The sequence below is a fragment of the Phyllobacterium sp. LjRoot231 genome (genome assembly GCF_964253365.1).
GTDB lineage: Bacteria > Pseudomonadota > Alphaproteobacteria > Rhizobiales > Rhizobiaceae > Phyllobacterium.
This window is the reverse complement of the sequence record NZ_CAXUQT020000003.1, coordinates 443,558-466,017: the sequence shown is the minus strand read 5'-3', so window position 1 is coordinate 466,017 and position 22,460 is coordinate 443,558. Positions and strand designations below refer to the sequence as shown.

Sequence of the window (22,460 nt, the reverse complement as noted above, 5' to 3'; positions counted from 1 at the left end):
TTCCACACCATGCCGCATAAACATAACGCCGCCCGCCGTCATCGCATCGGCAAGATGAAATTCAAGGTGACGAACTGGCCGGAATACGAGGCGGGTCTTCGCCGCCGTGGCAGTCCGACCCTGTGGATGACGCCGGAAGCGCTGATCGGATGGCAGGCTCTGCGGCGCAAGACACGAGGTGGCCAGCCGCGCTATGCCGATCTGGCAATTGAGACTGCTCTGACGCTGGGCCTGGTGTTCGGACTGCGGCTGCGCCAGACCGAGGGCTTGCTGGGTTCGGTGCTCCAACTGATGGGATTGAACCTGCCCGTTCCCGATCACACGACGCTAAGCCGCAGGGCGCGGACCTGGAAGCCGTCAGTCAGATTGGATGACGGAACGGAAGTGCCGGGTGGTCCATTGCATGTGCTGGTCGACAGCACCGGCCTGCAGATCTACGGTGCCGGCCAGTGGCCGGAAGAAAAGCATGGTGCCAAATCCCGCCGCAAGTGGTGCAAGGGCACCGTAAACTTAACCAGTTAGCGATGATTTTTTGTGACTTTGAGTGATGACCGAGGCTCATGATCCACTTTATCACCGTCACCGTTTTCCAGCTGAAATAATAGCCGAAGCGGTATGGTTGTATTTTCGCTTTCTGCTCAGTCTTCGCATGGTGGAAGATATGCTCGCTTATAAGGGCATCATCGTAACGCACCAGACAATCCGCAACTGGGCGGAGAAATTCGGTCGCGACTACGCCAGCAGGATCCGCCGTCGTGCCCCCCGCTTTGATGACAAGTGTTGGGGTGGACGGCCCCCGAACGGCATCGAAATGTGCCAGAGTGAGTCGTTAACGATCTCAAACAAAGGAGCCGTCCGTGGATCAGATTATCCGTATTGGCATGGATACGTCAAAGCACGTCTTTCAATTGCATGGCGTCAACGCCGCCGAGCAACCGATCCTGCGCAAGAAGATGCGCCGCAAGGAGATGGTGGATTTCTTTGCGACATGCCCACCGACCGTGATTGCGATCGAAGCCTGCGGCGCTTCGCATCACTGGGCGCGGTTGCTGACGGGGCTCGGACATGAGGTAAAGCTGATCGCACCACAACTGGCGAAGCCCTACGTCAAGCGCGGCAAGAATGATGCGGCCGATGCCGAAGCGCTATGCGAGGCGATGAGCCGCCCGACGATGCGGTTCGTTCCGGTGAAGAGTGCGGATCAGCAAGCCGCGCTGATGCTGGTGGGCATGCGCGAGCGCGCTGTCGCCGCACAGACGCAGCTTGCCAATACGATTCGTGGCTATGCAGCTGAGTTCGGGCTGACCGCGGCCAAAGGCATGTCTCATATTCCGCTCCTTCTGGAACGCATCATGATTGATGAAAGCATTCCGGCTGTGGCGCGTGAGCTGTTCGCGTCCCTCGCTGAGGAATTTGCGCAGTTGGGTGAGCGCCTGAAAGAGGTGGAGGCAAAGCTGATGGCCTGGTATCGCAACAATGAATGTTGTCGCCGTCTTGCAAAGATTCCTGGCGTCGGACCGATCGGCGCGGTCTTGCTGGTGATGAAAGCGCCGGCACCGGAACAGTTCACATCCGGAAGGCAGTTTGCCGCCTGGATGGGCCTGACGCCCAAGGATCATTCGACTGCTGGCAAAGTCAGGCTCGGTATCATTACGAGGGCCGGCGATGAGGCATTGCGCAAAACATTGGTCGTGGGTGCGACCTCGTTGCTTCGACAGGTGAGAGCGGGAAGAGGCAGGAACGCTTCGCTCTGGCTCATCGGGTTGCTCAAGCGCAAGCCGCCAAAACTCGCGGCTGTCGCGTTGGCCAACAAGATCGCCAGGATCGCCTGGAAAATGATGGTGACCGGCGAGGCTTACAAGGGCAATGCTGCGCGACCGGCTCTGGCCTGCGCGGCGTGAAGAGATCAGTCGGTCACGGTGAGCAGGATACAGACGCTACCGTGCTGAGCTGATGCGTGAACTTGCAGGAAACGAGTAGATGGTGTGATCGATCGATCCGAGACGCGGTACACTCCGTAGGTGCCAGTGGCCCAACGTGGCCGATCAAGTGTTTGGAACCCACGTCGCGGAACCCATCTTGGCCAGCGTTCATGTGTGAACGCACCAAAAGGCCGGACATATGAACGCAAGAGATCCGATCAAATCATCAAAGAGTTCTTGCAAGGAGGGGGCCGTCCACATATGGCACCTCGATGAGGTTGTCATCACCATCAATGGCAGGAAACATTTCCTGTGGCGCGCGGTCGATCAGGATGGGTTCGTTCTTGATGTCCTGGTACAGAGCCGCAGGGATACAAAGGCGGCCAAACGCTTGATCCGCAAGCTTCTCAAGAAACAAGGTTGCGCGCCGCGTGTCATGGTGACGGACAAACTCAGATCCTATGCGGCTGCCAACAGGCAGATTGGTCTGACCGTCTGCGATCATCGCCAGCACAAGGGGCTCAACAACCGGGCGGAGAATTCGCACCAGCCAATTCGGCGACGGGAGCGGATCATGAAGCGATTCAAATCAAGCCGTCAGCTTCAACGCTTCGTTTCCATTCATGATCCCATTGCCAATCTGCACCATTTTCCACGCAACAAGTTCTCTTCACCCGACCATCGTGATCGTCGCAACGCTGCCATGGATGCGTGGCGTGAGATCGCATGCGTGCAGGCTGCATGAGATCAGCAACAAAGCCACCAGTGCGCCCAAAGGGCAAATACGCCAGGTTAAGTTTACGCTGCCATCTTGCCAGCTTCAAGGAACTCCTTCGATCTTGCTGGTCGAGTTCCACAGCGTGGTCGATGCATGGCGCTACAGCCAAAAGGCCAAGCGGAACGCCTTTGCGCCGCCTCTTATCAACAACCGAGGCCATGCAAAACAACGTCTTGCGCATCCCCACCCCCCCTAGAGCTTTCGACGGTCAAGTTCCTCAGCTTCTTGGGGGGTGACGCCAATATCTGCAAGCAAATGATCGCTGAGCTTGTTGACATGCTGGCGGCCTGCCCGGTGCGACCGATAACTGATATATGCTTGCCAGGTTTTTGCAGCAATGCTGTTCCACACGACACAGACGGCGTCATAGGCCTGGTTTCCCGGTTTAAACAATTTGCCACGTAGCTCGCTGCGGAGTTCTTGATGTGTCATCTCAGCTCCTCCTGGTTGCAGGGGAACCTAACACTGCCGGATCTTCGCCACTAAAGTCGGAAATGCTGAAATGCGGTCAAATCTGCCATGCCCAGCTCGAACAATCGTTCAATGTCGCCATTCTCGCAGCCGGAAGTTCCTGTGCATCAATCAAGATACCCGATGGCGGTGTCGCGCTGCAGTTAATCAGGGTCTTCCTCAATCTGTGTGATGCTTTGCTTGAATGATCGCCCGAAAAACACTTCTCCCTGCGCACGCCGGACGCATCAGGTAGCTGAATTTGTTCACCTTCTTCGGCGTCGACAGGCTGCCAGGAGCGCGCCCGATAAAGCGTCTTGGCATTCCAGTCAGTGACGACAGCATTTTGCAGCAACCCAAACCCAATTTCACCACTCGCGGCACCCAGGAAGGTGACTGGAACTGGCATAAGGCGGTATCCATGGGGCCAGCCTGGTAGATTTGGAACGTCGCAAGGCTTACGATGTTCTGTTAGATCGCCAAGGACAGGTAGTTTATAAAAAAATCATCACACAGATTGAGGAAGACCCTGATTGAATGCAGTGCGACACCTGGTTGCTGGAATGATGGTGATCATGACACCGCTAGCGTTCTTCACCCTCAATATCCATTGAAGCAATTCCACGCTGTCAGGATCGACCGTTGGGCTGCCATGAGCCAGCTTGTCACGGCAATGGAATTGGCCGGGGTGTCTTATGGCTTGTCTAAGCTGGTGATTACACCGTTTCGCAAAGCCCAGTCTGACAAATCGAAAGGTTTTCAACACAACGTTCCTCGGGATGTTCGTTCCGATGACTTAAGTTGGCCTTTCTTGACGCGCCAATTGCATCCCGCTCAGTTGATCATCGCAGCATCTGGCGCCATGGCGCTGCCCGTGTCGATGGTTCTCGTTCACGGTCCGATCGCGACGAACATCGTGGTGAACCAGCTCTTTCAACCCCCGCGCTTTCGCTTCTTACATTATTGGCAGTAGCGTTCGGATTAATGGGGGAGTACTCGCAAATATGAAATGACATTGAAGTAGATCTTGGCTCATCAAGAAATTAAATTGTGATGAAGCCCTTAAAATGATTGTTCATCATTTTGTGTGTCTCATAGGGAATGAGAAGATGGCGCTTCGGTCATATGAAATCTTTCGGGAGCTTTCTGCAACGAAATGCAGAAGAGGATGGCAACGTTGCTATTATTTTTGCGCTTTGCCTGCCACTCGTCATCGGTGGCGCCGGACTAGGTGTTGAAACGTCTTACTGGTTTTACAGTGATTTAAAATTACAGGCGGCGGCGGATGCGTCTGCCTATGCGGGTGCACTGGAAAAAGCGTCGGGATCTGGCACACCGGCAATAGTTGCCGCCGCGACGTCTTCAGCAACGTCAAACCATTTTGAAACCTCGACGGGCGAAATCGAGGTTTTCACTCCTCCGTCAACCGGACCAAATACCACAAAACGGGCTGTCGAGGTGATCCTTCACCAAAGGCTGGGGCGGTTCTTCACATCGATCTACTCGCAAACGCCCGTGATCGCGCAGGCCAGAGCCGTCGCACTTATTTCTGAGGCTTCAAAGGCCTGCATTCTCGCGCTTGATCCGTCCGCTTCAAATGCGGCGCTCTTTTCTGGCAGCTCCGACGTTAAGCTGAAGGGCTGTTCTGTGATGGCAAACTCAATAGACGCAAACGCGATCAAGGTGCAAGGTTCCGCCAAACTCCAGGTAGATTGCCTGATATCAGCCGGAGGTGTGGATCTGGGCAACGGCGCTGTCAAAACTTCTTGTGCAGCGCCGATCACTAAGGCATTGGCAGCCGCTGATCCTTTCGACGACGTCCCAACGCCGCAAGTCTCGAGCACATGTCAGAGTGCAAAGGCAACCGCGCTGACGCCGGGGACATACTGCAGTGGGCTTGCGCTGGGCGGCAATGTGAGCCTTTCTCCCGGCATCTATGTCATCAAGGGCGGTGATTTCAAGATAAATGCAAATGCATACGTCTCTGGGGAAGGGGTCATGATCTATTTGGCAGGAAGCTCGCGTGTGAGTATGAACGGTAACGCTACCGTTCAACTTAGCGCACCAACTTCGGGGCCCTATTCGGGAATACTTTTTTTTGGCGACCGATCGAGTCTTGGGGGATCGAATACGTTCAATGGGACAGCGGATTCACTGCTCACTGGCGCTCTTTATTTTGCGAAACAACAGGTTCGATATCTCGGAAACTTCTCAGGAAAAGGCGGCTGTTCGCAAGTCGTGGCCGGAACGATCGAGTGGACAGGAAACACAGGCATCAACCAGGATTGCAGCAGCCTCGGAATGCGGGACATTCCGGCGACGCAATCCATCCAACTGGTCGAGTAAGTCGTGAAAGCGCGCCGTCCGCGGAAATTGGGGAGCGAGTCGGGGGTTGCAGCGATAGAGTTTGCCTTGGTCGCACCCATCCTTTGCCTCTTGTCCCTCGGTATCATTGATGGCTGGTCTCTTGCTTCGAGCGCACTTTCGATGCGCGCAAGCGTAAAAACGGCGGCCAACATGGTGATGCAAGGTGCCGCAGACGATGCAGCGATCGAGCGAGTCGCGCTTGCAAGTTGGGACAGTCGCCCGGATGATGCGCAGGTGCTGTTGAGCCGTATATATATGTGCGGGAACAGCGTGGTCACTGCGTCGAGCCTGTGTGAGGGGTCAAAAGCCCCTATAAGCTTGGTGCATATTCAAGCGAAAACGACTTGGACCGCTCCGTTCGATCTCGACATATATTCGGTTTCGCGCGATCTCAGTCATGAACAGGTGATACGTGTCCGGTAGCCGTTCATTCAAGAGCGATGAAACGGCCGGAACTGCGGTCGAATTCGCCTTGGTTGCTCCATTGCTGATGATGTTTTTGCTGGGCATTGTCGTGTTCGGGTGGAGCATGAACGCCATGTCCAGCGTACGATACGCGCTTGAAGAGAGCTCGCGGGCGCTTCAATTGAAAAATTCGCTCAGCCAAAATGAGATCGAGGCAATGGTCAAGGACCACGTGCGCCAATTGGGATTACAAAATGTCACGGTGTCATTGGCGATTGACCAATCTGACGGCGGCTTCAGGATGGCGCATGTTACCGCCACATACAGCTTTGTGGTCGACCTTCCACTAATCGATCAGTATCCGGTAAATTACAATGCGTCGATCACGGTACCGATGGCTGCGCCATAAGGTGTTTGCGCCGCTGAGAGGCCCATCCATTCCCGCGCCGCGCGCACGTTCCGCTTATTATACCAGCGCTCGGCGTTGTCACCTTGTTGGCGACAGCATGTATGGAAGCCGTGATCGGGTTTTCAGGCGAGTGTTTCGGTCACGACTTTCCACTCGGCTATGGCGCAGAGGCGATGCAAGCGAATTTGCAATGCGGATTGGCTTGTGCGGGGTGAGACGAAGAGGTTGCGGACGGCCGAGAAGATCGAAACGAAACGCTGCAGGCTACCCGGCGAACGGAAGCCCTGCATCGTTCGCTCGCGTTTTCACAACGGCACATGGGAATTCTCCGCCCGATTGTTAAGGCCCTTATGCGATCGATGCTCGACATCCGGCATGACCTGGCGCTTTGCTGCTCCATAGGACCGCAGCTTGTCAGTGATCATCCGCTTAGACGCCATGCCCTGTTTCTTCAGCAGCCGTGTGAGCAAGCGCTTCGCGGCCTTGGTGTTGCGGCGGTTCTGGACGATCTCGTCAAGCACATAACCATCCTGATCAACGGCACGCCATAGCCAGTACTTTCTGCCATTGAGGCTGACGACCATCTCGTCGAGATGCCAGATGTCAGCAGGCCCCGGTTGCTTGCGGCGAAGACGACGTGCGTAGTCCGGACCGAACTTCTTCCCCCAGCGTCGGATGGTTTCGTACGAAACGACAATGCAACGCTCCAGCAACATTTCCTCGACCAGACGCAAGCTCAAGGGAAACCGGAAATAGAGCCAAACCGCATGCGCAATGACCTGTGGCGGAAAGCGATGGTTCTTATAACTGATGCGAGCTTGGTTCATACCTCCACTTCTACCCTGCAAACCTTAAGCCAGAATAAGGTGACAACGCCGGACAGCCAAATCAGGGCGATCGCAGAACGGGGACGGCTGAACTGGCAGGCGGCCACCGGCTACGGCAAACGCGCCCTGATCGAGACCACCATGGGGCGCTACAAGGCGCTGATCGGACCGCGTCTGCGTGCACGGTGTTTTACGGCTCAACAGACTGAAGTCGCCATCGGCTGCGCCGTTCTCAACCGCATGCTGGCAACCGGACGCCCGGATTCCGTCCGCCGCAAAAACAGACAGCCATAACAGACGGCATCAAAGATCGAATTGCTCCTCCTCCCATATCCGCGCACCAACGCCCCTTCGATGCCATGGTCGAGAAACCGGTCATACCAGCGATAGAAGGTTGGCCGGGAAATGCCGAGTTTCTCAAGTGTCTTGCGGATCGGCAGATGCGATTGCTCGACAAGGTGGATGATCTCCAGCTTTTCGGTGGCTGGATATCTCATTCCTCGTCGCCCCCATCCACGATCATGCTTTTTTTGAGCAGACGCAATTCGAGGGCCTGTTCGGCGACCACCTCCTTGAGGTCACGTGTCTCGCGGCGAAGAACCTTCACCTCATCGGAGGTGGCGGCTCGGGCCGTGTCGCCCGCCAGCCGTTTCTTGCCGGCTTCGAGGAACTCCTTCGACCAGCTGTAATAGAGGCTCTCAGCAATGCCCTCGCGGCGGCACAGCGCTGCGATGCTTTCCTCACCGCGCAGGCCTTCCAGCACGATGCGGATCTTCTCCTCAGCGGAATGATGCTTGCGCGTTGCCCGCCGGATATCCTTGATTACATGTTCTGCCGCTGGTTTCTGCGACCCGGTTTTCTGTCTCATCTTCGCTTCCTTTGATTGAGCTACGATGAACCAGAAATCCTCTCTTCTCGATTAAACTGCTTTTGTCTCAAGGGCGCTGACGGGGCACACATGAACGCCAGGCTTGATCCTAAGTCGCGTGCGCAGCCTGAGGCGCAATTCGAGCAATAAAGTTCGGCCGATCAGAAGCATTACCACTATAACTGGGCGCTATCGCCATTTAATAACATTTCGACAGTATCTATCGTACTCGAATGCCTCGACAGGCGAATAGCCGTGCCTCATATAGTGCCTAAAATACTGGCTGGCACGCCAGGCCTGCGGCACATTCCGATCATACCGAAGAAGGCGGAACACGCCCAGTCTGAAAAGTATCCATTTCATCTTGCATCCTTTCCTTGCGTAGGAACCCGTTGGCGCGGGCGAATTGCCGGCTTCGGGTGGAAAGGGATTGTGTCGAACTTGGTCGGGTTCGTATTGCAGAGGAAGTGCATTCTTTGAACGAGCATGCTGCAAGGCGAGCGTGTTTCAAACTTCGGCGATCAGCAGCACTCGCCAACTATGCTTGATATAGTCGTTCAAGATTTTGGTCACATCAGTAGTTGAAAAGCTTATCCCGGTCGCTCAGGTTCACACTACATGTAGATGGTTAGAACGGCTGATTGCGCCCCTGCTCCCCATGGGAAACACGAGGGTGACCATTTGAAATCACGTTGGTAACTGGATCAGATTCTTGCACTCACCGCCTAACTGCGATCGATGATTGATGCACGGATCCACAGGAACTTCCGGAGTTCGGTAGCAAATGCCACCATCTCCGATGATATGCGACATGACGTCGGGCGTTGGCTTCGCGACTGCTGTCAATTAACCGTTGCGTACTTGTTGTTTCCTGCCAATGTGAATTTACTGGCTGTTGAGGCATTGTTGAAGCGCCACGCCCCAGAAAAATCGCGTGAAGGACCAGACGATCATGACCACCATGACACGCAGAGGCTTTGGCTACGGGATTGCTCTGGTCCGGGCTTTCCCTATAACAGCAGCGCGCGCCCTGAAAGCCGCAGATAACCAGGACGTTTGCCATGATAGATAGCGCTGGAATGACTGCAGGAAAAATAGCCCGCAGTTTCCTGTCTGGAACACATATATCCGGGCAAATTGAAATGCCGATCGACCTTCAGTCAGCCTACCGAATCCAGGAAGCCGCTGCAGTTATGACGGGCTTGACCATTTGCGGCACCAAAATCGGGGCCACAAATGCGAAATCACAGGCGTCTTTGGGCTTAACCGGACCGATCTTCGGCCCAGTCTTTTGCGAGCGCGTGTGGGAGCCGGACTCAACACTGTCCGTGAACAGCACGATGCTCGGCGCTGAATGCGAATTCGGCTTTGTACTCGCTGAAGATTTTCCAAGCTTTACGGGTGCGTTAGATCGCACCGCCCTCATTGGTCTGATCTCAGACTGTTTTCCAGCGATCGAGATCGCAGCGCGCAGAATTCCATTGTCCGTACCCATGACCGCTCCTTTGGTGGTGGCAGATCTTTGCTTTGCCTCGGACATAATTCGGGGGGCATCGATTTCGCATTGGCAGGAACTCGATTTTCCATCGATCCGCGTGACCGCCTTGATTGATGGAAACCCGGTCGCCCAGGGTTCCGGCGCTGACGTGTTGGGGGATCCACTCATTGCGCTCGCGTGGTTGGCTGGCGAGCGCGCCGCAGCGGGGCTGCCGTTGCGTGCCGGGGAAATCGTTATGACGGGATCCTGTACTGGGATCACGTCTCTTGAACCGGGAGTCCGCTTTGACGCGGGTTTTAGCGGGCATTCGCAAATCGGATTTAACGTGCGGCCGAAATGCGTTGAGATCCAGCAGTCCTAGCCGCAACAGGAACTGGAGGCGAATTGTTGGCGACTGCTTTGCAATTTGCTGGCTCCACCGGGCGACCTAACGTCTGGCTTACTGTAAATGCTGAAAACGGCACCGTAAACTTAACCAGTTGGCGATGTTTCTTTGTGAATTTGAGTGATGACCGAGGTTCGTGATCTACTCTATCGCCGTCACCGTTTTCCAGCTGAAGTTATCGCCGAGGCGGTGTGGCTGTACTTCCGCTTCCCGCTCAGTCTTCGCATGGTCGAAGACATGCTTGCCTACAAGGGCATAATCGTCACACACCAGACGATCCGCACATGGGCGGAAAAGTTCGGGCGGGGCTACGCCAATAAGATCCGCAGACGTACGCCACGCCTTGGCGACAAGTGGCACCTTGATGAAGCTGTCGTTTCGATCAGGGGCAGGAAACACTGGCTCTGGCGCGCCGTCGATCAGGATGGTTTTGTATTGGACGTCTTGGTACAAAGCCACAGGAATACCAAGGCCGCCAAACGCTTGATCCGCAAGCTGCTTAAGAAACAAGGTTGTGTGCCGCGTGTCATGGTGACGGACAAACTCAGATCCTATGCGGCTGGCAACAGGCAGATTGGTCTGACCGTTTGCGATCACCGCCAGCATAAGGGGCTCAACAACCGGGCGGAGAATTCGCACCAGCCAATTCGACGACGAGAAAAGATCATGAAGCGATTCAAATCAACTCGGCAGCTTCAACGCTTCGTTTCCATTCATGATCCCATTGCCAATCTCCACCATTTTCCACGCAACAAGTTAACTTCATCCGACCATCACGCTTGTCGCAACGCTGCCATGGATGCGTGGCGCGAGATCGCATGCCTACAAGCGGCATGAGATCAGCTACAAAGTCACAAAAGCGCCCAAATGCAAAATATATCAGGTTAAGTTTACGGTGCCGCACCGAGATCTTGCTGCTGCAAAGCGCTTCTCCAGGAAAGCGCTCCTGCACCATGGCCGCCCTGATCGTGTTGTCATTGATGGCAGCCAGACAAACCGCGAAGCGATCATCTTCTGCGATATGACCGATCGGCTGAACGCCGGATATGGCAGGAATGAACAAAAGCCAATCACAATCAGGACGAGTAAATACCTCAACAACCGCATTGAGCAGGATCATAGAAGGATCAAACGCCGCATCCGACCGATGCTTGGATTTAAGTCGCTAAAGGCGGCAGAGATTATCCTGTCCGGGGTCGAACTGATCCACATGATGCGCAAACGACAGGCAAGATTTGCCTTTAATCCAAATCCGTCTCTGGCCGAACAATTCGATATGCTGGCAGCGTGACTGTTGGCTGCCAAACAAAATCCATCGCGTCTATCATCAAAATTTGCGACACAACCCATTCTTTTCGATCCCGACCATTTCGCGGTGTTCTTGTCAGGGCCCCTCGTCGCGAATTGTTAAAGCATCGCCCACCAAATGCCCGAAGATGCGCTCCTCGATGATTCTGTTCCGGGAAGCCTCGAGCCTGAGCCATTCCGGACGGCGCTCGACCGATATTTCGTCCGCGAACCCACACGATTACTCGCAGTCCGCTGAAGCTGCTCTAGAAAAAAATTGTAGCGGTTTCCGTCCGGAATTGTGCAAACGAAGCGATCCCGCAAGACGGTTTTGGCCGGAGCAGTTCTAGCCCCGTTTTTCGCCGACACGCGCAAGGACGAAATCGTGCTCGACTTCCCAGAAGTCGCCATCGAAATCATACGCCTCGGCGCGACCCGGATCATGCGTGTGCTTGAATTCCGCGAGTAGGCTCTCCTTAACGCCGAAGACGGCATCCGAATTGATATAGGGATCGTCCGGATCGAAGATGTGGGTGATCAACGTCTCGAAGCCGTCGGCCTTAATGATGTAGTGCAGATGTGCGGGGCGATAAGGATGGCGGCCGAGATGATCGAGCATCTGGCCGACCGGGCCGTCATTCGGGATCGGATAGTATTTCGGCTTTACCGCCCGGAACCAGTAGCGGCCGTCGGCACCGGTACGGAAGACGCCGCGCAGGTTGAAATCCGGCTGGATGCCCTGCTGCTGCACGTCGTAGAAGCCCTCGTCATTGGCCTGCCAGACGTCGATTACCGCATCCTTGATCGGCTGTCCCGCCGTATCGAGGATGCGTCCGCCGATCACCATGTCCTCGCCCTTGGCATCAAGGCAGATATTGGCGCCCATCTCCAGCTCCGGTGCGCCCTCGACATGGAAGGGACCGAGCACTGTGCTTTCCGAGGCACCGGACGGCTTGCGGTTGTTGATCGCATCGACCAGCATCGAGACGCCCAACGTGTCGGACAGGAGGATGAACTCCTGCCGCCACTCGTTGCACATCTGGCCGGTACGCGTCAGGAACAGGATCGCCTGGAACCATTCCTCCTGCGTCGGCTCGATCTCCTTGACCGCCTCATGCAGTTTGCGAGTGACCACTTCCATGATTTGCTTGAGCCGCTCGTCTTTGGCATTTTTGTTGCGGCCGTTGACGACCTCGACGGAATTCTCTTCGGTAAAGAAGCCTTTTTCATGCGCGTCCATCACGGTCTCACTTTCCAAGAATGGCTGTTAGCACCCGACGCAGTTCGCCCGCCGGATCGTCGGTGATCGTCTCGCGCCGCCAGGCGACATGGTGGTCCGGGCGGACCAGCAGAATACCGCTGTCGCGGATTTCGCGGATATTGGCCCAGTCGCCGGTAAAATCCTGCCACGGCTGGCGCGGGCCGATGACATGGGCGGCGATGTCGATGCCCAATTCCTTGCCGAGACTACGGGCGGCCTCGACCCAGCCCTGCCCGCCGATACCGGTCAGAACCGTGAATTTGCCGTGGCCGGTGAGATCGAGTGTCGAAACCTTCTCGCCGCTATTGGAAAACACCCAGGCATGCGGCAGCCGCGCGCCGGGCCAAGTGGTCTGCTGGCAGTGCAGTTCCGGGTCCTTGGTGAAGGCCGGCTCCACCTGCCCATCGGTGATGGCCGCGCCGGAGCGGTAGCGCTGGTTCATCTCGACACCGTGGCAATCGAACTCATAGACCTTGTCGGCAATCGCCTTGCGGATTGCCGCACGCTGCTCTTCGGAGGTCACGGTGTTGTTGCAGCGGGCATCCATGTTCTGCTGCATCTTCACGGGGTCGATGGAATCAAGCAGGCCGAGCGCCTTGAAGATCGGTCCGAACTCCTCGATCGACTTGTTGGCGCGGGTGACGATCTGCTTGGCGACCGGCGCCCGTTCGGCCTGATAGCTGTCGAGTAGTTTCTGCCCGGCCGCGCCCTTCAGCACGAAGGCGAGCTTCCAGGCGAGATTGAAAGCGTCCTGGATCGAGGTATTGGAGCCAAGGCCGTTCGACGGTGGATGCCGGTGGGTCGCGTCGCCCATGCAGAAGACGCGGCCGTTTGACATGGTGGTGGCGTACATATTGTTGACGGTCCAGGTCGAGACTGACTTGATGGTCATTTCGAGATCGGGGTCGCCGACCAGATCGCGCACCACCTTCTTCGCATGCGCTTCATCCACCTGCGGTGCCGGCTGGTTGATGTCGTAACCCCAGACGATCAGCCATTCGTTCCACGGCCTCACCATGCGCACCAGCCCCATGCCGATGCCGCCGACATCCGCGCCCGGCTGCAGCACCCAGTAAAGCACCGAGGGACGATGCGCGACCAGACGGGAGAGATCGGCCTGGAACAGGATGTTCATAGAGCCGGCGACACCCATCTTGCCCTCGAAGGCGAGGCCGGCATGTTCCGCGACCTTGGAATTGCCACCATCCGCCCCGACCAGATATTTGGAGCGGACCGTGAATTCCTTGCCTGTCAGCCGATCGAGACAGGTCGTCGTGACGCCATCGCCATCCTGGACGTGGCTCAGATATTCCGTCGACATGCGCGACTGAGTACCGCGCGAACAGGCGGTCTTGAACAAGAGCGGCTCCATCAAGGTCTGCGGCAGGTCGTTCATCTGGGTTGGCGAAGAAAGCTGATGCTCGGCGCGGGAAAGCGGATGTTTGCCCCAGCTCTTCATCCGGCCGATCTCCTCGCCGGTAAGCGAGGTGCAGAAAACGTTCTCGCCCATCAGATCCTGCTCGGCGGCGAACATATAGGCCTCGTCCTCCACGTCGCGGCCAAGATCGCGCAGCACCTCCATGGTGCGCTGGTTGGTAATGTGCGCGCGCGGCGTGCTGGCGAGCCAGCGGTAGCGGTTGATCACCATGTTCTCGACCCCGTAGGACGAAAGCAGGGCTGCGGTGGCCGAGCCTGCCGGGCCGGTGCCGATGATGAGTACGTCGGTGGTAATGTCAGCCATGAGGCCCTCCCTTATGCGTGAGATTGAGCGGCCCGCCCTTCAGAACGCGGCGGACCGGAAAAAGCTGGATGCCGGTGCGGTCGGAGAACAATCCCCAGAGGCCGCGCGGCGCAAAAAGCATGATGGCGATGCCGAGAAGGCCCAGCATCAGCAGGTACCAGGAGCCGTAGTCGGCCAGCAGGTTCTGCAGCAAGAAGAAGATGATGACGCCGAGGATCGGGCCTTCAATCGTACCGATGCCGCCGATCACGACGATGAAGATGACGTAGGCCGTCCAGTCGGTGACCGAGAAGGCGGCATCCGGCGAGATGCGCGCCTTCTGGACGTAGATAAGCGCGCCGCAGATGCCGGTGATGAAGGCGGTGGCGAGGTAGACCAGCGTCTTCATCCGCCGCGCATCGACGCCGACGGCGCGGGCGGCCTGCTCGTTGTCACGGACGGCGGCGAGGCCAAGACCCTGCTTGCTGCGCAGAAGACCATAGATGAAACCGATCGTCGCGACGACGAGGATCAGCGCCAGCCAATAGGTTAGCGCATCGCTTGCCTGCGAGGCCTTCATGCCGAAGACATCGCGCATCATGTCTACGCCCACCATGTCGCGGGTCGCATCGCGCGGCAGCGAGGTGCCGGTGCCGCCGCCAAGCGCCTTCCACTGGGCAAGCAACAGCCGCACGACTTCGGCCACCACCCAGGTGCCGATGGCGAAATAGGGACCGTAGAGCCGGAAGGTGAAGAAGGCGGTCGGAAATGCAAGGGCAACCGAGAACAGCCCGGCAATCAGGATCGCAACGACCGGATCGACGCCGAAGAGGATGACCGCGCCGAACATCGTATAGGCGCCAAACCCCACGAAAGCCTGTTGGCCGACCGAGATCAGCCCGGCATAACCGGCAAGTAGGTTCCAGTTCTGCGCCAGCACCAGCATGGTGAGGATGAAGAACAGCTCCTGGATGACACCGCGCGAAACGACGAAGGGAGCGGCAAAGGCGAGAAGCAGCAGAGCGATGACCGCCGCTGCCGACACTGTCGACGCCCTTGTGCGCGTCTCGACCGTGAAGGATGGAATGGCCATGGTCATCGCTGCACCTCAATCGACGGCGCGCGGGAAGAGGCCGCGCGGCTTGAACAGGAGGACGCCCAAAAAGGCGAGATGGCCGGCAAGGATCTGCCATTCCGGATTGATCGCAGCGCCGACTGTCTGCGCAACACCGAGAATGATGCCGCCGGCAAGCGTACCCCACAGCGAGCCGAGCCCACCGATGATGACCGCTTCGAAGGCATAGATCAGCCGCGCCGGCCCCGATGTCGGATCGAAATTGGCGCGCGTGCCGAGATAGAGCGCGGCGATCGTCACTACGACCATGGCCAAACCCGTTGCCAGCGCAAAAATGCGCTGCGGCCGTATGCCCATCAGGCCGGCGGTCACCGGATCATCCGAGGTCGCCCGGAAGGCGCGGCCGACGGAGGTGCGGTAGATCAACTGGTTGAGGCACACGATGACGGCGACGGCCGAGAAGAAGGTCATCAGCGGCATGATGCCGGCATTGACCGGGCCGAGATTGATCGAGGCGCTTTCCAGGCTGCCGGCAAAGACGCGGCGGCTATCGGCGGAAAAACTTTCAAGCAGACCGTTCTGGATGACGATCGACAGGCCGAAGGTCACGAGCAGCGGCGGCAGGATATCCTTGCCGAGTGTGCGGTTGAGCAGGAGATATTGCAGCGCCCAGCCGATGGCGAACATCAGCGGCGCCGCGATCACGGCGGCGACAAACGGGTTGAGACCAAGTGTCGTCACCAGCACGAGGATCAGGAAGGCCGCGAGCACGATCAAATCGCCATGGGCGAGATTGACCAGCCGCATGATGCCGAAGACGAGGCTCAAGCCCGCCGCAAACAGCGCATAGAGGCCGCCGAGCAAAACGCCCTGGAGAATGGTATCAAGCCAGTTCATGGTGTTCCGTCCCGAAATAGGCCTTGTGGATATCATCGCGGCTCAAATCCGAAGACCGGCCGGTGAGCGTCACCCGCCCCTCCATCATGCAGTAGACGCGGTCGGCGACCTTCAGCGCCTGCGCAATGTCCTGCTCGACGATGACGATCGAGGCGCCGGTTTCGCGGATGCGCGGGAAGGCCGCATAGATGCCGCGCACCACGACCGGTGCCAGGCCAAGGCTGATCTCGTCGCAGAGGAGCACCTCTGGGTTCGACATCAGTGCCCGGCCGATTGCCACCATCTGTTGCTGGCCGCCGGAAAGCGCGGTTGCGGGATTGTTGCGTCGCTCCTTCAGGATCGGGAAAAGCGCGAAGATGCTCTCGAGCGTCCACGGGCCGTCGACCTTGCGGCCATAATTGCCGATCAGCAGGTTTTCCTCGACCGTCAGCGACGGAAAGAGTTTTCGCCCTTCCGGCACCATGGCGATCCCACGCGCCAGAATATCCGGTGCGGGCAGTGCGCCGATCGGCTCGTTCCGATAAAGGATCGATGCCGCCGAACTGGCCAACACGCCTGCGATCGAGCGCATCAGTGTCGTCTTGCCGGCACCGTTGGCCCCGATAATGGCGATGGTTTCGCCGGCGCCGACGGTGATATCGACACCGAACAGCGCCTGGAAATCGCCATAGGAGGCAGTCAGTCCCTTGGTTTCGAGAAGCGTCATCAGACTTCGATCCCCAGATAGATTTCGCGAACTTCACGCGAGGCCATGATCTCATCGGGCTTGCCGATGCCGATGACCTTGCCGAAATGTAGGACCAGCAGCCGCTCCACCACTGAGTTCAGCGCATGCAGCACATGCTCGATCCAGATGACGGCGATGCCGCTCGAATGGATGTTGCGGATTGTGGCGACCAGCGACCGACACTCGCCTTCCGTCAGCCCGCCGGCGATCTCGTCGAGCAACAGCAGCTTCGGCTCGGTCGCCAGCGCCCGGGCGAGCTCCAGCCGCTTGCGTTGCAGCAGCGACAGGCTGCCGGCCGGCGCATTGGCCTTGTCGATCAGCCCGGTCTCGACGAGGATTTCGGCACAGCGATCCGACACCTCCGCCTCCCGTCGCCGCGAACCGAAGGCTCCGGCGACCAAGAGGTTTTCGAACACCGTCAGCTTCTCGAAGGGTTGCGGGATCTGGAAGGTTCGCCCCATGCCCGACAGGCAGCGTGCCATCGGCGACACGCGTGTCACATCGCTGCCGCGGAAGCGGATATTACCGCTGTCGGTGGCGATATTGCCGGTGATGAGATTGAAGAGTGTCGACTTGCCGGCACCGTTCGGGCCGATGATGCCGAGCGCCTCGCCGTCGCCGACGGCAAAGGAAATCTGCTCGGCGACCGTCAGCACACCGAATTTTTTCGAGACCCCATCGAGTTCTAGAATAGCCATGCCCATTCCTCCTAGGAAAGGCGGGACCTCCACAAGGCTCCCCGCGCCAAAAATCAGGCGATTGCTTCCATCTTGCCGCCGACCGGAATGTTCGGCGCTGTCTTGTTGTCAGTGATGACGAGATCGTAGCCGCCGCCGTCCTTCAGCCGCCACTGGCCGCCGACGAGCGGCGTTTTGGCAATGTTCTTTGCGGCGAAAGGCGGCAGGTTCTTGCCGTCCCAGGCGATCGGCCCGACCAGCGTATCAAGCTTGGTGGCGGCGATCGCCTCGGCGACGACATCGCTGTCGGTCGGATCGCCGGCGCGTTTCATCACATCGACTGCCAGTTCGAATAGCGCATGGGCGAAACCGATCGGCTGCGTCCAGGGCCGGCTCGTCACCTTGGTGAAGGCCTCGGCTACCTGCGCCGACGTCTCGGCGGTCAGCGACGACTTGAATGGATGACTCGGCGTCCACCAGACTTCCGAGGACAGGTTGTGACCGGCGTTACCCAGCGCTTCCACCGTCTGCGGAAAGAGCAGCGCCTTGCCGATCGAGGCGATCTTCGGGGCGAAACCCTGCTGTTTGGCCTGGTTCCAGAAGGTAGTGAAATCCGGCGGGATGACGACGCCGGTGATGATTTCGCACTGGCCGGACTTGAAGGCGTTGATCTGCGCCGAGAAATCGTCGGTCATGTTCTGGTAGCGCCCAGGATCGGTGAGCGCATAGCCCATCTTTTCGAGCACCGGTGGGAAGCCGACAACCTTGTCGCCCCAGGCATTGCCGTCGCCGTCATTGGGGAAGAGGCCGCCGACCTTCTTATTGGTCTCGATCTGGGACCACATATTGGTAAAGACGGCGATGACGTCTTCGAGGCCCCAGAAGAAGTGAAAGGCATAATTGAATGGCTTCCACGAGGCCGGGTCGCCGGGATTGCCCTGCTGGCCGATGAACCAGGGCTGCCACGGCGCGACCGTGGAAATGCACGGCATTTCCTCCGCCTCGCAGGTCGTTGCCACCGGATTGGTCGTCTCCGGCGTGGAGGCGACCAGAATGAGGTTCACCTCATCATCGACGATCAGTTCCTTGGCGACTTCCGCCGCCCGGTTCGGGTTAGACTGGCTGTCCTTGACGACGACCTCGTAATTGAGACCCATCGACTTTGTCTTTGAAAGGAAACTGTCGATGACGAACTTGTCGGCCTCGCCGAAGGCGGCGAGCGGCCCGGTCCGCGGGCTGACATAGCCGAGCTTGATCGCCGCATTTTGAGCGATCGCCGGCGTTGCAAGGCCGGATGTCGCGGCGAGCGCACCGGTAGCAGCCGTCGTCTTTAGAAACTCGCGTCTGGTAAACATGTTTCCTCCTCCCATTGTTCTCTCCTCCCAGAGAGTGTGATGTCGGCATTGGTCTATGCCGGCCGCCTGCCCTCCCAGGCATGCTGCAGCAGGCCGCGGATAGACTGCCGGTCGATCGGCCGCGGGTTCCAGTAGGGGTTTTCGATGGCGATCTCCGCCGTGCGATCGAGGTCGGCTTCGGTGAGCCCCAGATCCCTGAGCGCGAGCGGCGCGCCGATCTCCATGGCAAAATCCCAGAGGCCGCCACCGACCGAGCCGCCGAATATCTCCGCGACGGGTGCCAGCAGTTCGGGCACGGCGACTGCGTTATAGGCGGCCGTATGCGGCAGCATGATCGCGTGTGTATCGGCATGCGGCGTGTCGAAGGTGCCGCCAAGCGTGTGGCAGATCTTGTGATGCAGTGCCATGCCGACGGTGCCGAGCACCGTGCCGCAGAGCCAGGCGCCGTAGAGCGCCTCGGCACGGACATCGAGCGCCTGCGGTGTCTTGATGATATCCGGCAGACTGGCCTTGAAGGCGCGCAGCCCCTCGACCGCCATCAGCGACGAGATCGGGTTGCGGTCCTGCGCATAGAGCGCCTCGACCGCATGGGCCATGGCATTCAGCCCCGACGTGACACTCATGCCGACGGGCAGGCCCGTGGTCAGCGCCGGATCGTAGATCACCACTTCCGGCAGGATGCTGGCATGGCGCACCGTGGTCTTCCGCCCTCGCTCCGTCTGGCCGAGGATCGGTGTCACTTCAGACCCGGCATAGGTCGTCGGAATGACAATCTGCGGCAGGTCCGTGCGATAGGCGATCGCCTTGCCGAGCCCGGTTGTTGAGCCACCGCCGAGCGAAACCACACAGTCGGCCTTGGTCTCGCCCATGACCTTCATCGCCGCTTCGGTGACATCAACAGGCGTATGCATGACGGCACCGGCAAAGACACCGACGGCGAGCGGGCCCAGCCGCTCTGCCAGCGCCTCCGCATCCGCCTTCTGCTGCGGTGTAGCGAGCACTAGGGCACGGCTGCAGTAAAGCTTCTCGACCCATTCGCCGGCGGCGCCGCTCTTATCTTGCCCGAAAACGATATGAGCGGGGCTGCCGCTATAGATAAAATCGCGGTTCATGCCGCGGCTCCCTGTCTTGCCCGCACCATGACGAAGGTGAGGCCCAGCCGCCATGACGGTGGGCTTTTGCCCTGTCGCTCGAAGGTGCGCACGAGTTCCGGCTTGACGCCGAAGATCGCGTCCTCGGCGAGATGCGGGTCACTGCCGTCATAGATTTGCGTGGTGATCGTCTCGAAGCCCGGCGCCTTGATCATGAAGTGCAAATGCGCCGGCCGCCGCAGCGGATAACCAGCCTGGCCGAGCAGCTTGCCGACCGGACCGTCATTCGGCACGCCGTAGCCGCAGGGCCTGATCGTGCAATAGTGGAAACGGCCTTCCGCATCGGTGCGGAAACGACCGCGCAGATTGAATTCGGGCTGAAGGTCCGGCTGCTGGTTCTCATAGAACCCCTGCGCATTGGCCTGCCAGGTGATGATCTCAGCATCCGCAACTGGATCACCATCTAGATCCTGTAGGCGTCCAAGGACTTCCAGCTTTTCGCCGATAGCATCGAGGGAGATATTGCTACCCAAGGCCAGTTGCGGAACGTCGGCGCGGAAGAAGGGGCCGCGCACGGTATTGGGAGTCGCCGTTTTCGGGCGGCGCGAATTGATTTCCTCGACCAGCGCCGAGGCGCCGAGCAGATCCGACAGCAGCACCCATTCCTGGCGCCGCTCGTCGCTGGCATGGCCGACATCCGTCAGGAACTCGATGACCTTGCGCCAATCGGTCTGGGTCGGCCGCAACTCGCGGATGACCGCATGGAGATGCATCACCACCGCCGCCAGGATGTGCGGCAGCGCATCGTCTTTCGATTGTGGAAGTCGTTGCGCGAATATGTCAGACGAGGTGGCCTCGCTGAAATTCAGCGCCATCGGACCCGGCATCATCCGTCTCCTTTAGGGCATTGGCTGGTTCAAACTAAATTAGCCCAAGATCACGATGCCGATGATGATTTTATTCCGATTTAATATATCATATCGTTATGAAGATAGATGAACGCCATCTTGTCCAGCTTGCCGCGGTCGTGAAGACCGGCGGCGTCACCGAGGGTGCGGCGCTGCTTGGCCTGTCGCAGCCGGCAGTCTCGCGCACGCTCTCCATGCTCGAAGCCCGCATCGGCGAGCCGCTCTTCATTAGGGGACGCCGGCCGCTGCAGCCGACGCCGCTTGGCCGGGCGCTGGCGGATCACGGCCAGACCATGCTGTCTGCATCGCGCAAGGCATCCGATGTCGTCGAGAGTTTCAGGGTCGGCAAGAGCGGCGTCGTGCGCGTCGGAGGCACGCCCTTCTTCATGGACGCATTGATCGCCGGGATTATCGCCGAGTTCCAGAACCTGCATCCCGATGTGCGCATTGACCAGACCTATGGTTATTTCCAGGACCTGCGTGCCGCGCTCAATGCCGACCAGATCGATCTCGCCATCTGTCCGATCGATATTCTCGACGAGGGCTCTGGGCTCGAATTCCATCAGATCCTGCCCGGCCGTAACGTCATCGCCTGCCGCGTCACGCATCCGCTGCTTCTGAAAAGGCGGCCGCAGCCGGCGCATCTGCTTGATTTTCCCTGGGTCGCGCCGCCGCCGGGCAGCCCGTTACTCGCCGATCTGCGCAGCATGCTCATCTCCTTCGGTGCCACCGAAATCAAGATCCGCTACTCAGGCGGCTCATTGATGAGCGTGATCAACTACATGAAGGCGGCCGATGCGCTGACCATCATGCCGCACAGTGTCGTCTTTGCGCTGCGCAACGAAAAGTCGATCACTGCACTCCCTGTCTCTATCCCGCATCCCGAACGCGCACTCGGCCTTTTGAAACGCTCCGACGCCCCCCGCTCCCCCGCCGTCGACCACTTCGCCCGCCACGTCCGCACCGGCTTCGACAACCTGAAACACCTGATCAAGCGCCATGAGGAGTCGGTCGTCTGGGTTAGTTAGCTGGTACCTGATAGAAACAAGAACGGTTCCCACAGACACGCGGCCTCTTTCAACCTTAGATAGCGAGCGAAGTTCGACAGCCGGCATGACCCGACATATTGGGGAGCATAACGTTTTGTGGGGCAGAGTATAACGCAGCCTACGGCTTGCTCTTCTTCTCTACCGAATATCTGACAAGTCTCGAACACGTTTACGGTACTGCCCTCACAAAACGTTATGCTCTCCTATCTGTCACTTTATTCACCCGCCTCCCGACTTCGAACGCCTTACGTAAATCGTATGCGAGAGCGACTACGAGACTGTCCTTGTTCTCAATCGCCGGGGAATGATCATTGATGTCGATGATGACGGAGCGAAGGTTTCGCAGGCTTGCTTCGTCGCCCCAGAGCGTCAACCCGGCACATTCCTTGGAAAGTGAGTACTGCAGCATTTCCGCCCCCTCAAGAATCATGAAATTGTGCTGTATCCGTAGAAATGCATAACCGAAGGCGGTCGAGAAGCAGTAAATGCTCAATTCTTCCTAAA

The 22,460-nt window shown here is 58.3% G+C and carries 21 protein-coding genes and 6 pseudogenes; 13 read left to right on the top strand and 14 right to left on the bottom strand.

The features are described 5' to 3' along the window. Positions 1-9: 9 nt before the first annotated feature. The 4 genes and pseudogenes from ACSQ3H_RS28455 to ACSQ3H_RS28440 all read left to right on the top strand — a co-directional run. A pseudogene (locus tag ACSQ3H_RS28455) lies at positions 10-498 on the top strand (transposase); the annotation flags it as partial. Positions 499-547: 49 nt separating this feature from the next. Next, positions 548-778, top strand: a pseudogene (locus tag ACSQ3H_RS28450) (IS6 family transposase); the annotation flags it as partial. 79 nt (positions 779-857) lie between these two features. Further along, positions 858-1,901: an IS110 family transposase gene (locus ACSQ3H_RS28445; RefSeq protein ID WP_436118895.1), complete on the top strand. Its 1,044-nt coding sequence runs from the start codon at positions 858-860 to the stop codon at positions 1,899-1,901. Positions 1,902-2,121: 220 nt separating this feature from the next. Beyond that, a complete protein-coding gene (locus ACSQ3H_RS28440; protein WP_436120388.1) occupies positions 2,122-2,667 on the top strand; it encodes an IS6 family transposase in 546 nt (181 codons plus the stop codon). 225 nt (positions 2,668-2,892) lie between these two features. Here ACSQ3H_RS28440 and ACSQ3H_RS28435 read toward each other — a convergent pair whose 3' ends face one another. Then, the gene (locus tag ACSQ3H_RS28435; protein ID WP_436120387.1) at positions 2,893-3,132 is read right to left on the bottom strand and encodes a DUF1127 domain-containing protein; all 240 of its coding nucleotides are present in this window, start codon (positions 3,130-3,132) and stop codon (positions 2,893-2,895) included. 76 nt (positions 3,133-3,208) lie between these two features. Next, a complete protein-coding gene (locus ACSQ3H_RS28430; protein ID WP_436120386.1) occupies positions 3,209-3,559 on the bottom strand; it encodes a hypothetical protein in 351 nt (116 codons plus the stop codon). A gap of 243 nt (positions 3,560-3,802) precedes the next feature. On the opposite strand from ACSQ3H_RS28430, the gene ACSQ3H_RS28425 reads away from it, so the two are divergent. The 4 genes from ACSQ3H_RS28425 (at position 3,803) to ACSQ3H_RS28410 (ending at position 6,331) form a co-directional block, all read left to right on the top strand. Further along, positions 3,803-4,123, top strand: coding sequence for a hypothetical protein (locus ACSQ3H_RS28425; protein ID WP_436120385.1), 321 nt, complete (start codon positions 3,803-3,805; stop codon positions 4,121-4,123). A 152-nt stretch (positions 4,124-4,275) separates the two neighbouring features. Next, positions 4,276-5,496 carry a pilus assembly protein TadG-related protein gene (locus ACSQ3H_RS28420; RefSeq protein ID WP_436120384.1) on the top strand — a complete coding sequence of 407 codons (1,221 nt, stop codon included), beginning with the start codon at positions 4,276-4,278 and terminating at the stop codon, positions 5,494-5,496. Between the two features lie 3 nt (positions 5,497-5,499). Then, positions 5,500-5,940, top strand: coding sequence for a TadE/TadG family type IV pilus assembly protein (locus tag ACSQ3H_RS28415; protein ID WP_436120383.1), 441 nt, complete (start codon positions 5,500-5,502; stop codon positions 5,938-5,940). Then, positions 5,930-6,331 carry a TadE/TadG family type IV pilus assembly protein gene (locus ACSQ3H_RS28410; protein WP_436120382.1) on the top strand — a complete coding sequence of 134 codons (402 nt, stop codon included), beginning with the start codon at positions 5,930-5,932 and terminating at the stop codon, positions 6,329-6,331. Before ACSQ3H_RS28415 ends, ACSQ3H_RS28410 begins: the two co-directional genes overlap by 11 nt. A gap of 122 nt (positions 6,332-6,453) precedes the next feature. Here the strand turns inward: ACSQ3H_RS28410 and ACSQ3H_RS28405 are convergent. Then, positions 6,454-7,158, bottom strand: a pseudogene (locus ACSQ3H_RS28405) (IS6 family transposase). Between the two features lie 78 nt (positions 7,159-7,236). Between ACSQ3H_RS28405 and ACSQ3H_RS28400 the strand changes: the two are divergent. Then, positions 7,237-7,452, top strand: a pseudogene (locus tag ACSQ3H_RS28400) (IS5/IS1182 family transposase); the annotation flags it as partial. 56 nt (positions 7,453-7,508) lie between these two features. Here the strand turns inward: ACSQ3H_RS28400 and ACSQ3H_RS28395 are convergent. Further along, a pseudogene (locus tag ACSQ3H_RS28395) lies at positions 7,509-8,026 on the bottom strand (transposase); the annotation flags it as partial. A 1,142-nt stretch (positions 8,027-9,168) separates the two neighbouring features. On the opposite strand from ACSQ3H_RS28395, the gene ACSQ3H_RS28390 reads away from it, so the two are divergent. The 3 genes and pseudogenes from ACSQ3H_RS28390 to ACSQ3H_RS28380 all read left to right on the top strand — a co-directional run. Further along, positions 9,169-9,885, top strand: coding sequence for a 2-keto-4-pentenoate hydratase (locus tag ACSQ3H_RS28390; RefSeq protein WP_436120381.1), 717 nt, complete (start codon positions 9,169-9,171; stop codon positions 9,883-9,885). A gap of 147 nt (positions 9,886-10,032) precedes the next feature. After that, entirely contained in the window at positions 10,033-10,746 is a 714-nt protein-coding gene (locus ACSQ3H_RS28385; protein WP_436120380.1) for an IS6 family transposase, read from the top strand. Between the two features lie 64 nt (positions 10,747-10,810). Further along, a pseudogene (locus tag ACSQ3H_RS28380) lies at positions 10,811-11,200 on the top strand (DDE-type integrase/transposase/recombinase); the annotation flags it as partial. Between the two features lie 342 nt (positions 11,201-11,542). Here the strand turns inward: ACSQ3H_RS28380 and ACSQ3H_RS28375 are convergent. From ACSQ3H_RS28375 to ACSQ3H_RS28335, 9 genes are read right to left on the bottom strand one after another with little or no spacing between them, the layout of a single operon-like run. Further along, on the bottom strand, positions 11,543-12,436 hold the full coding sequence (locus ACSQ3H_RS28375) for an intradiol ring-cleavage dioxygenase (protein ID WP_436120379.1): 894 nt from the start codon (positions 12,434-12,436) through the stop codon (positions 11,543-11,545). 7 nt (positions 12,437-12,443) lie between these two features. Next, complete coding sequence (locus ACSQ3H_RS28370; RefSeq protein WP_436120378.1) at positions 12,444-14,198, bottom strand: FAD-dependent monooxygenase; 1,755 nt, start codon at positions 14,196-14,198, stop codon at positions 12,444-12,446. Further along, positions 14,191-15,276 carry a branched-chain amino acid ABC transporter permease gene (locus ACSQ3H_RS28365; RefSeq protein ID WP_436120377.1) on the bottom strand — a complete coding sequence of 362 codons (1,086 nt, stop codon included), beginning with the start codon at positions 15,274-15,276 and terminating at the stop codon, positions 14,191-14,193. Before ACSQ3H_RS28365 ends, ACSQ3H_RS28370 begins: the two co-directional genes overlap by 8 nt. Positions 15,277-15,285: 9 nt before the next feature. After that, the gene (locus tag ACSQ3H_RS28360; protein ID WP_436120376.1) at positions 15,286-16,149 is read right to left on the bottom strand and encodes a branched-chain amino acid ABC transporter permease; all 864 of its coding nucleotides are present in this window, start codon (positions 16,147-16,149) and stop codon (positions 15,286-15,288) included. Further along, positions 16,136-16,855 carry an ABC transporter ATP-binding protein gene (locus ACSQ3H_RS28355; RefSeq protein ID WP_436120375.1) on the bottom strand — a complete coding sequence of 240 codons (720 nt, stop codon included), beginning with the start codon at positions 16,853-16,855 and terminating at the stop codon, positions 16,136-16,138. The genes ACSQ3H_RS28360 and ACSQ3H_RS28355 overlap by 14 nt, the downstream gene beginning before the upstream one ends. Further along, entirely contained in the window at positions 16,855-17,574 is a 720-nt protein-coding gene (locus tag ACSQ3H_RS28350) for an ABC transporter ATP-binding protein (protein ID WP_436120374.1), read from the bottom strand. Before ACSQ3H_RS28350 ends, ACSQ3H_RS28355 begins: the two co-directional genes overlap by 1 nt. A 53-nt stretch (positions 17,575-17,627) precedes the next feature. After that, positions 17,628-18,908 carry an ABC transporter substrate-binding protein gene (locus tag ACSQ3H_RS28345; protein ID WP_436120373.1) on the bottom strand — a complete coding sequence of 427 codons (1,281 nt, stop codon included), beginning with the start codon at positions 18,906-18,908 and terminating at the stop codon, positions 17,628-17,630. A gap of 53 nt (positions 18,909-18,961) precedes the next feature. Beyond that, positions 18,962-20,020, bottom strand: coding sequence for a maleylacetate reductase (locus ACSQ3H_RS28340; protein ID WP_436120425.1), 1,059 nt, complete (start codon positions 20,018-20,020; stop codon positions 18,962-18,964). After that, on the bottom strand, positions 20,017-20,889 hold the full coding sequence (locus ACSQ3H_RS28335; RefSeq protein ID WP_436120372.1) for a dioxygenase: 873 nt from the start codon (positions 20,887-20,889) through the stop codon (positions 20,017-20,019). Before ACSQ3H_RS28335 ends, ACSQ3H_RS28340 begins: the two co-directional genes overlap by 4 nt. Before the next feature lie 95 nt (positions 20,890-20,984). On the opposite strand from ACSQ3H_RS28335, the gene ACSQ3H_RS28330 reads away from it, so the two are divergent. Beyond that, positions 20,985-21,935: a LysR family transcriptional regulator gene (locus ACSQ3H_RS28330; RefSeq protein WP_436120371.1), complete on the top strand. Its 951-nt coding sequence runs from the start codon at positions 20,985-20,987 to the stop codon at positions 21,933-21,935. Positions 21,936-22,149: 214 nt separating this feature from the next. Here ACSQ3H_RS28330 and ACSQ3H_RS28325 read toward each other — a convergent pair whose 3' ends face one another. Beyond that, a complete protein-coding gene (locus tag ACSQ3H_RS28325) occupies positions 22,150-22,365 on the bottom strand; it encodes a DUF6904 family protein (RefSeq protein WP_436120370.1) in 216 nt (71 codons plus the stop codon). Positions 22,366-22,460 lie beyond the last annotated feature (95 nt).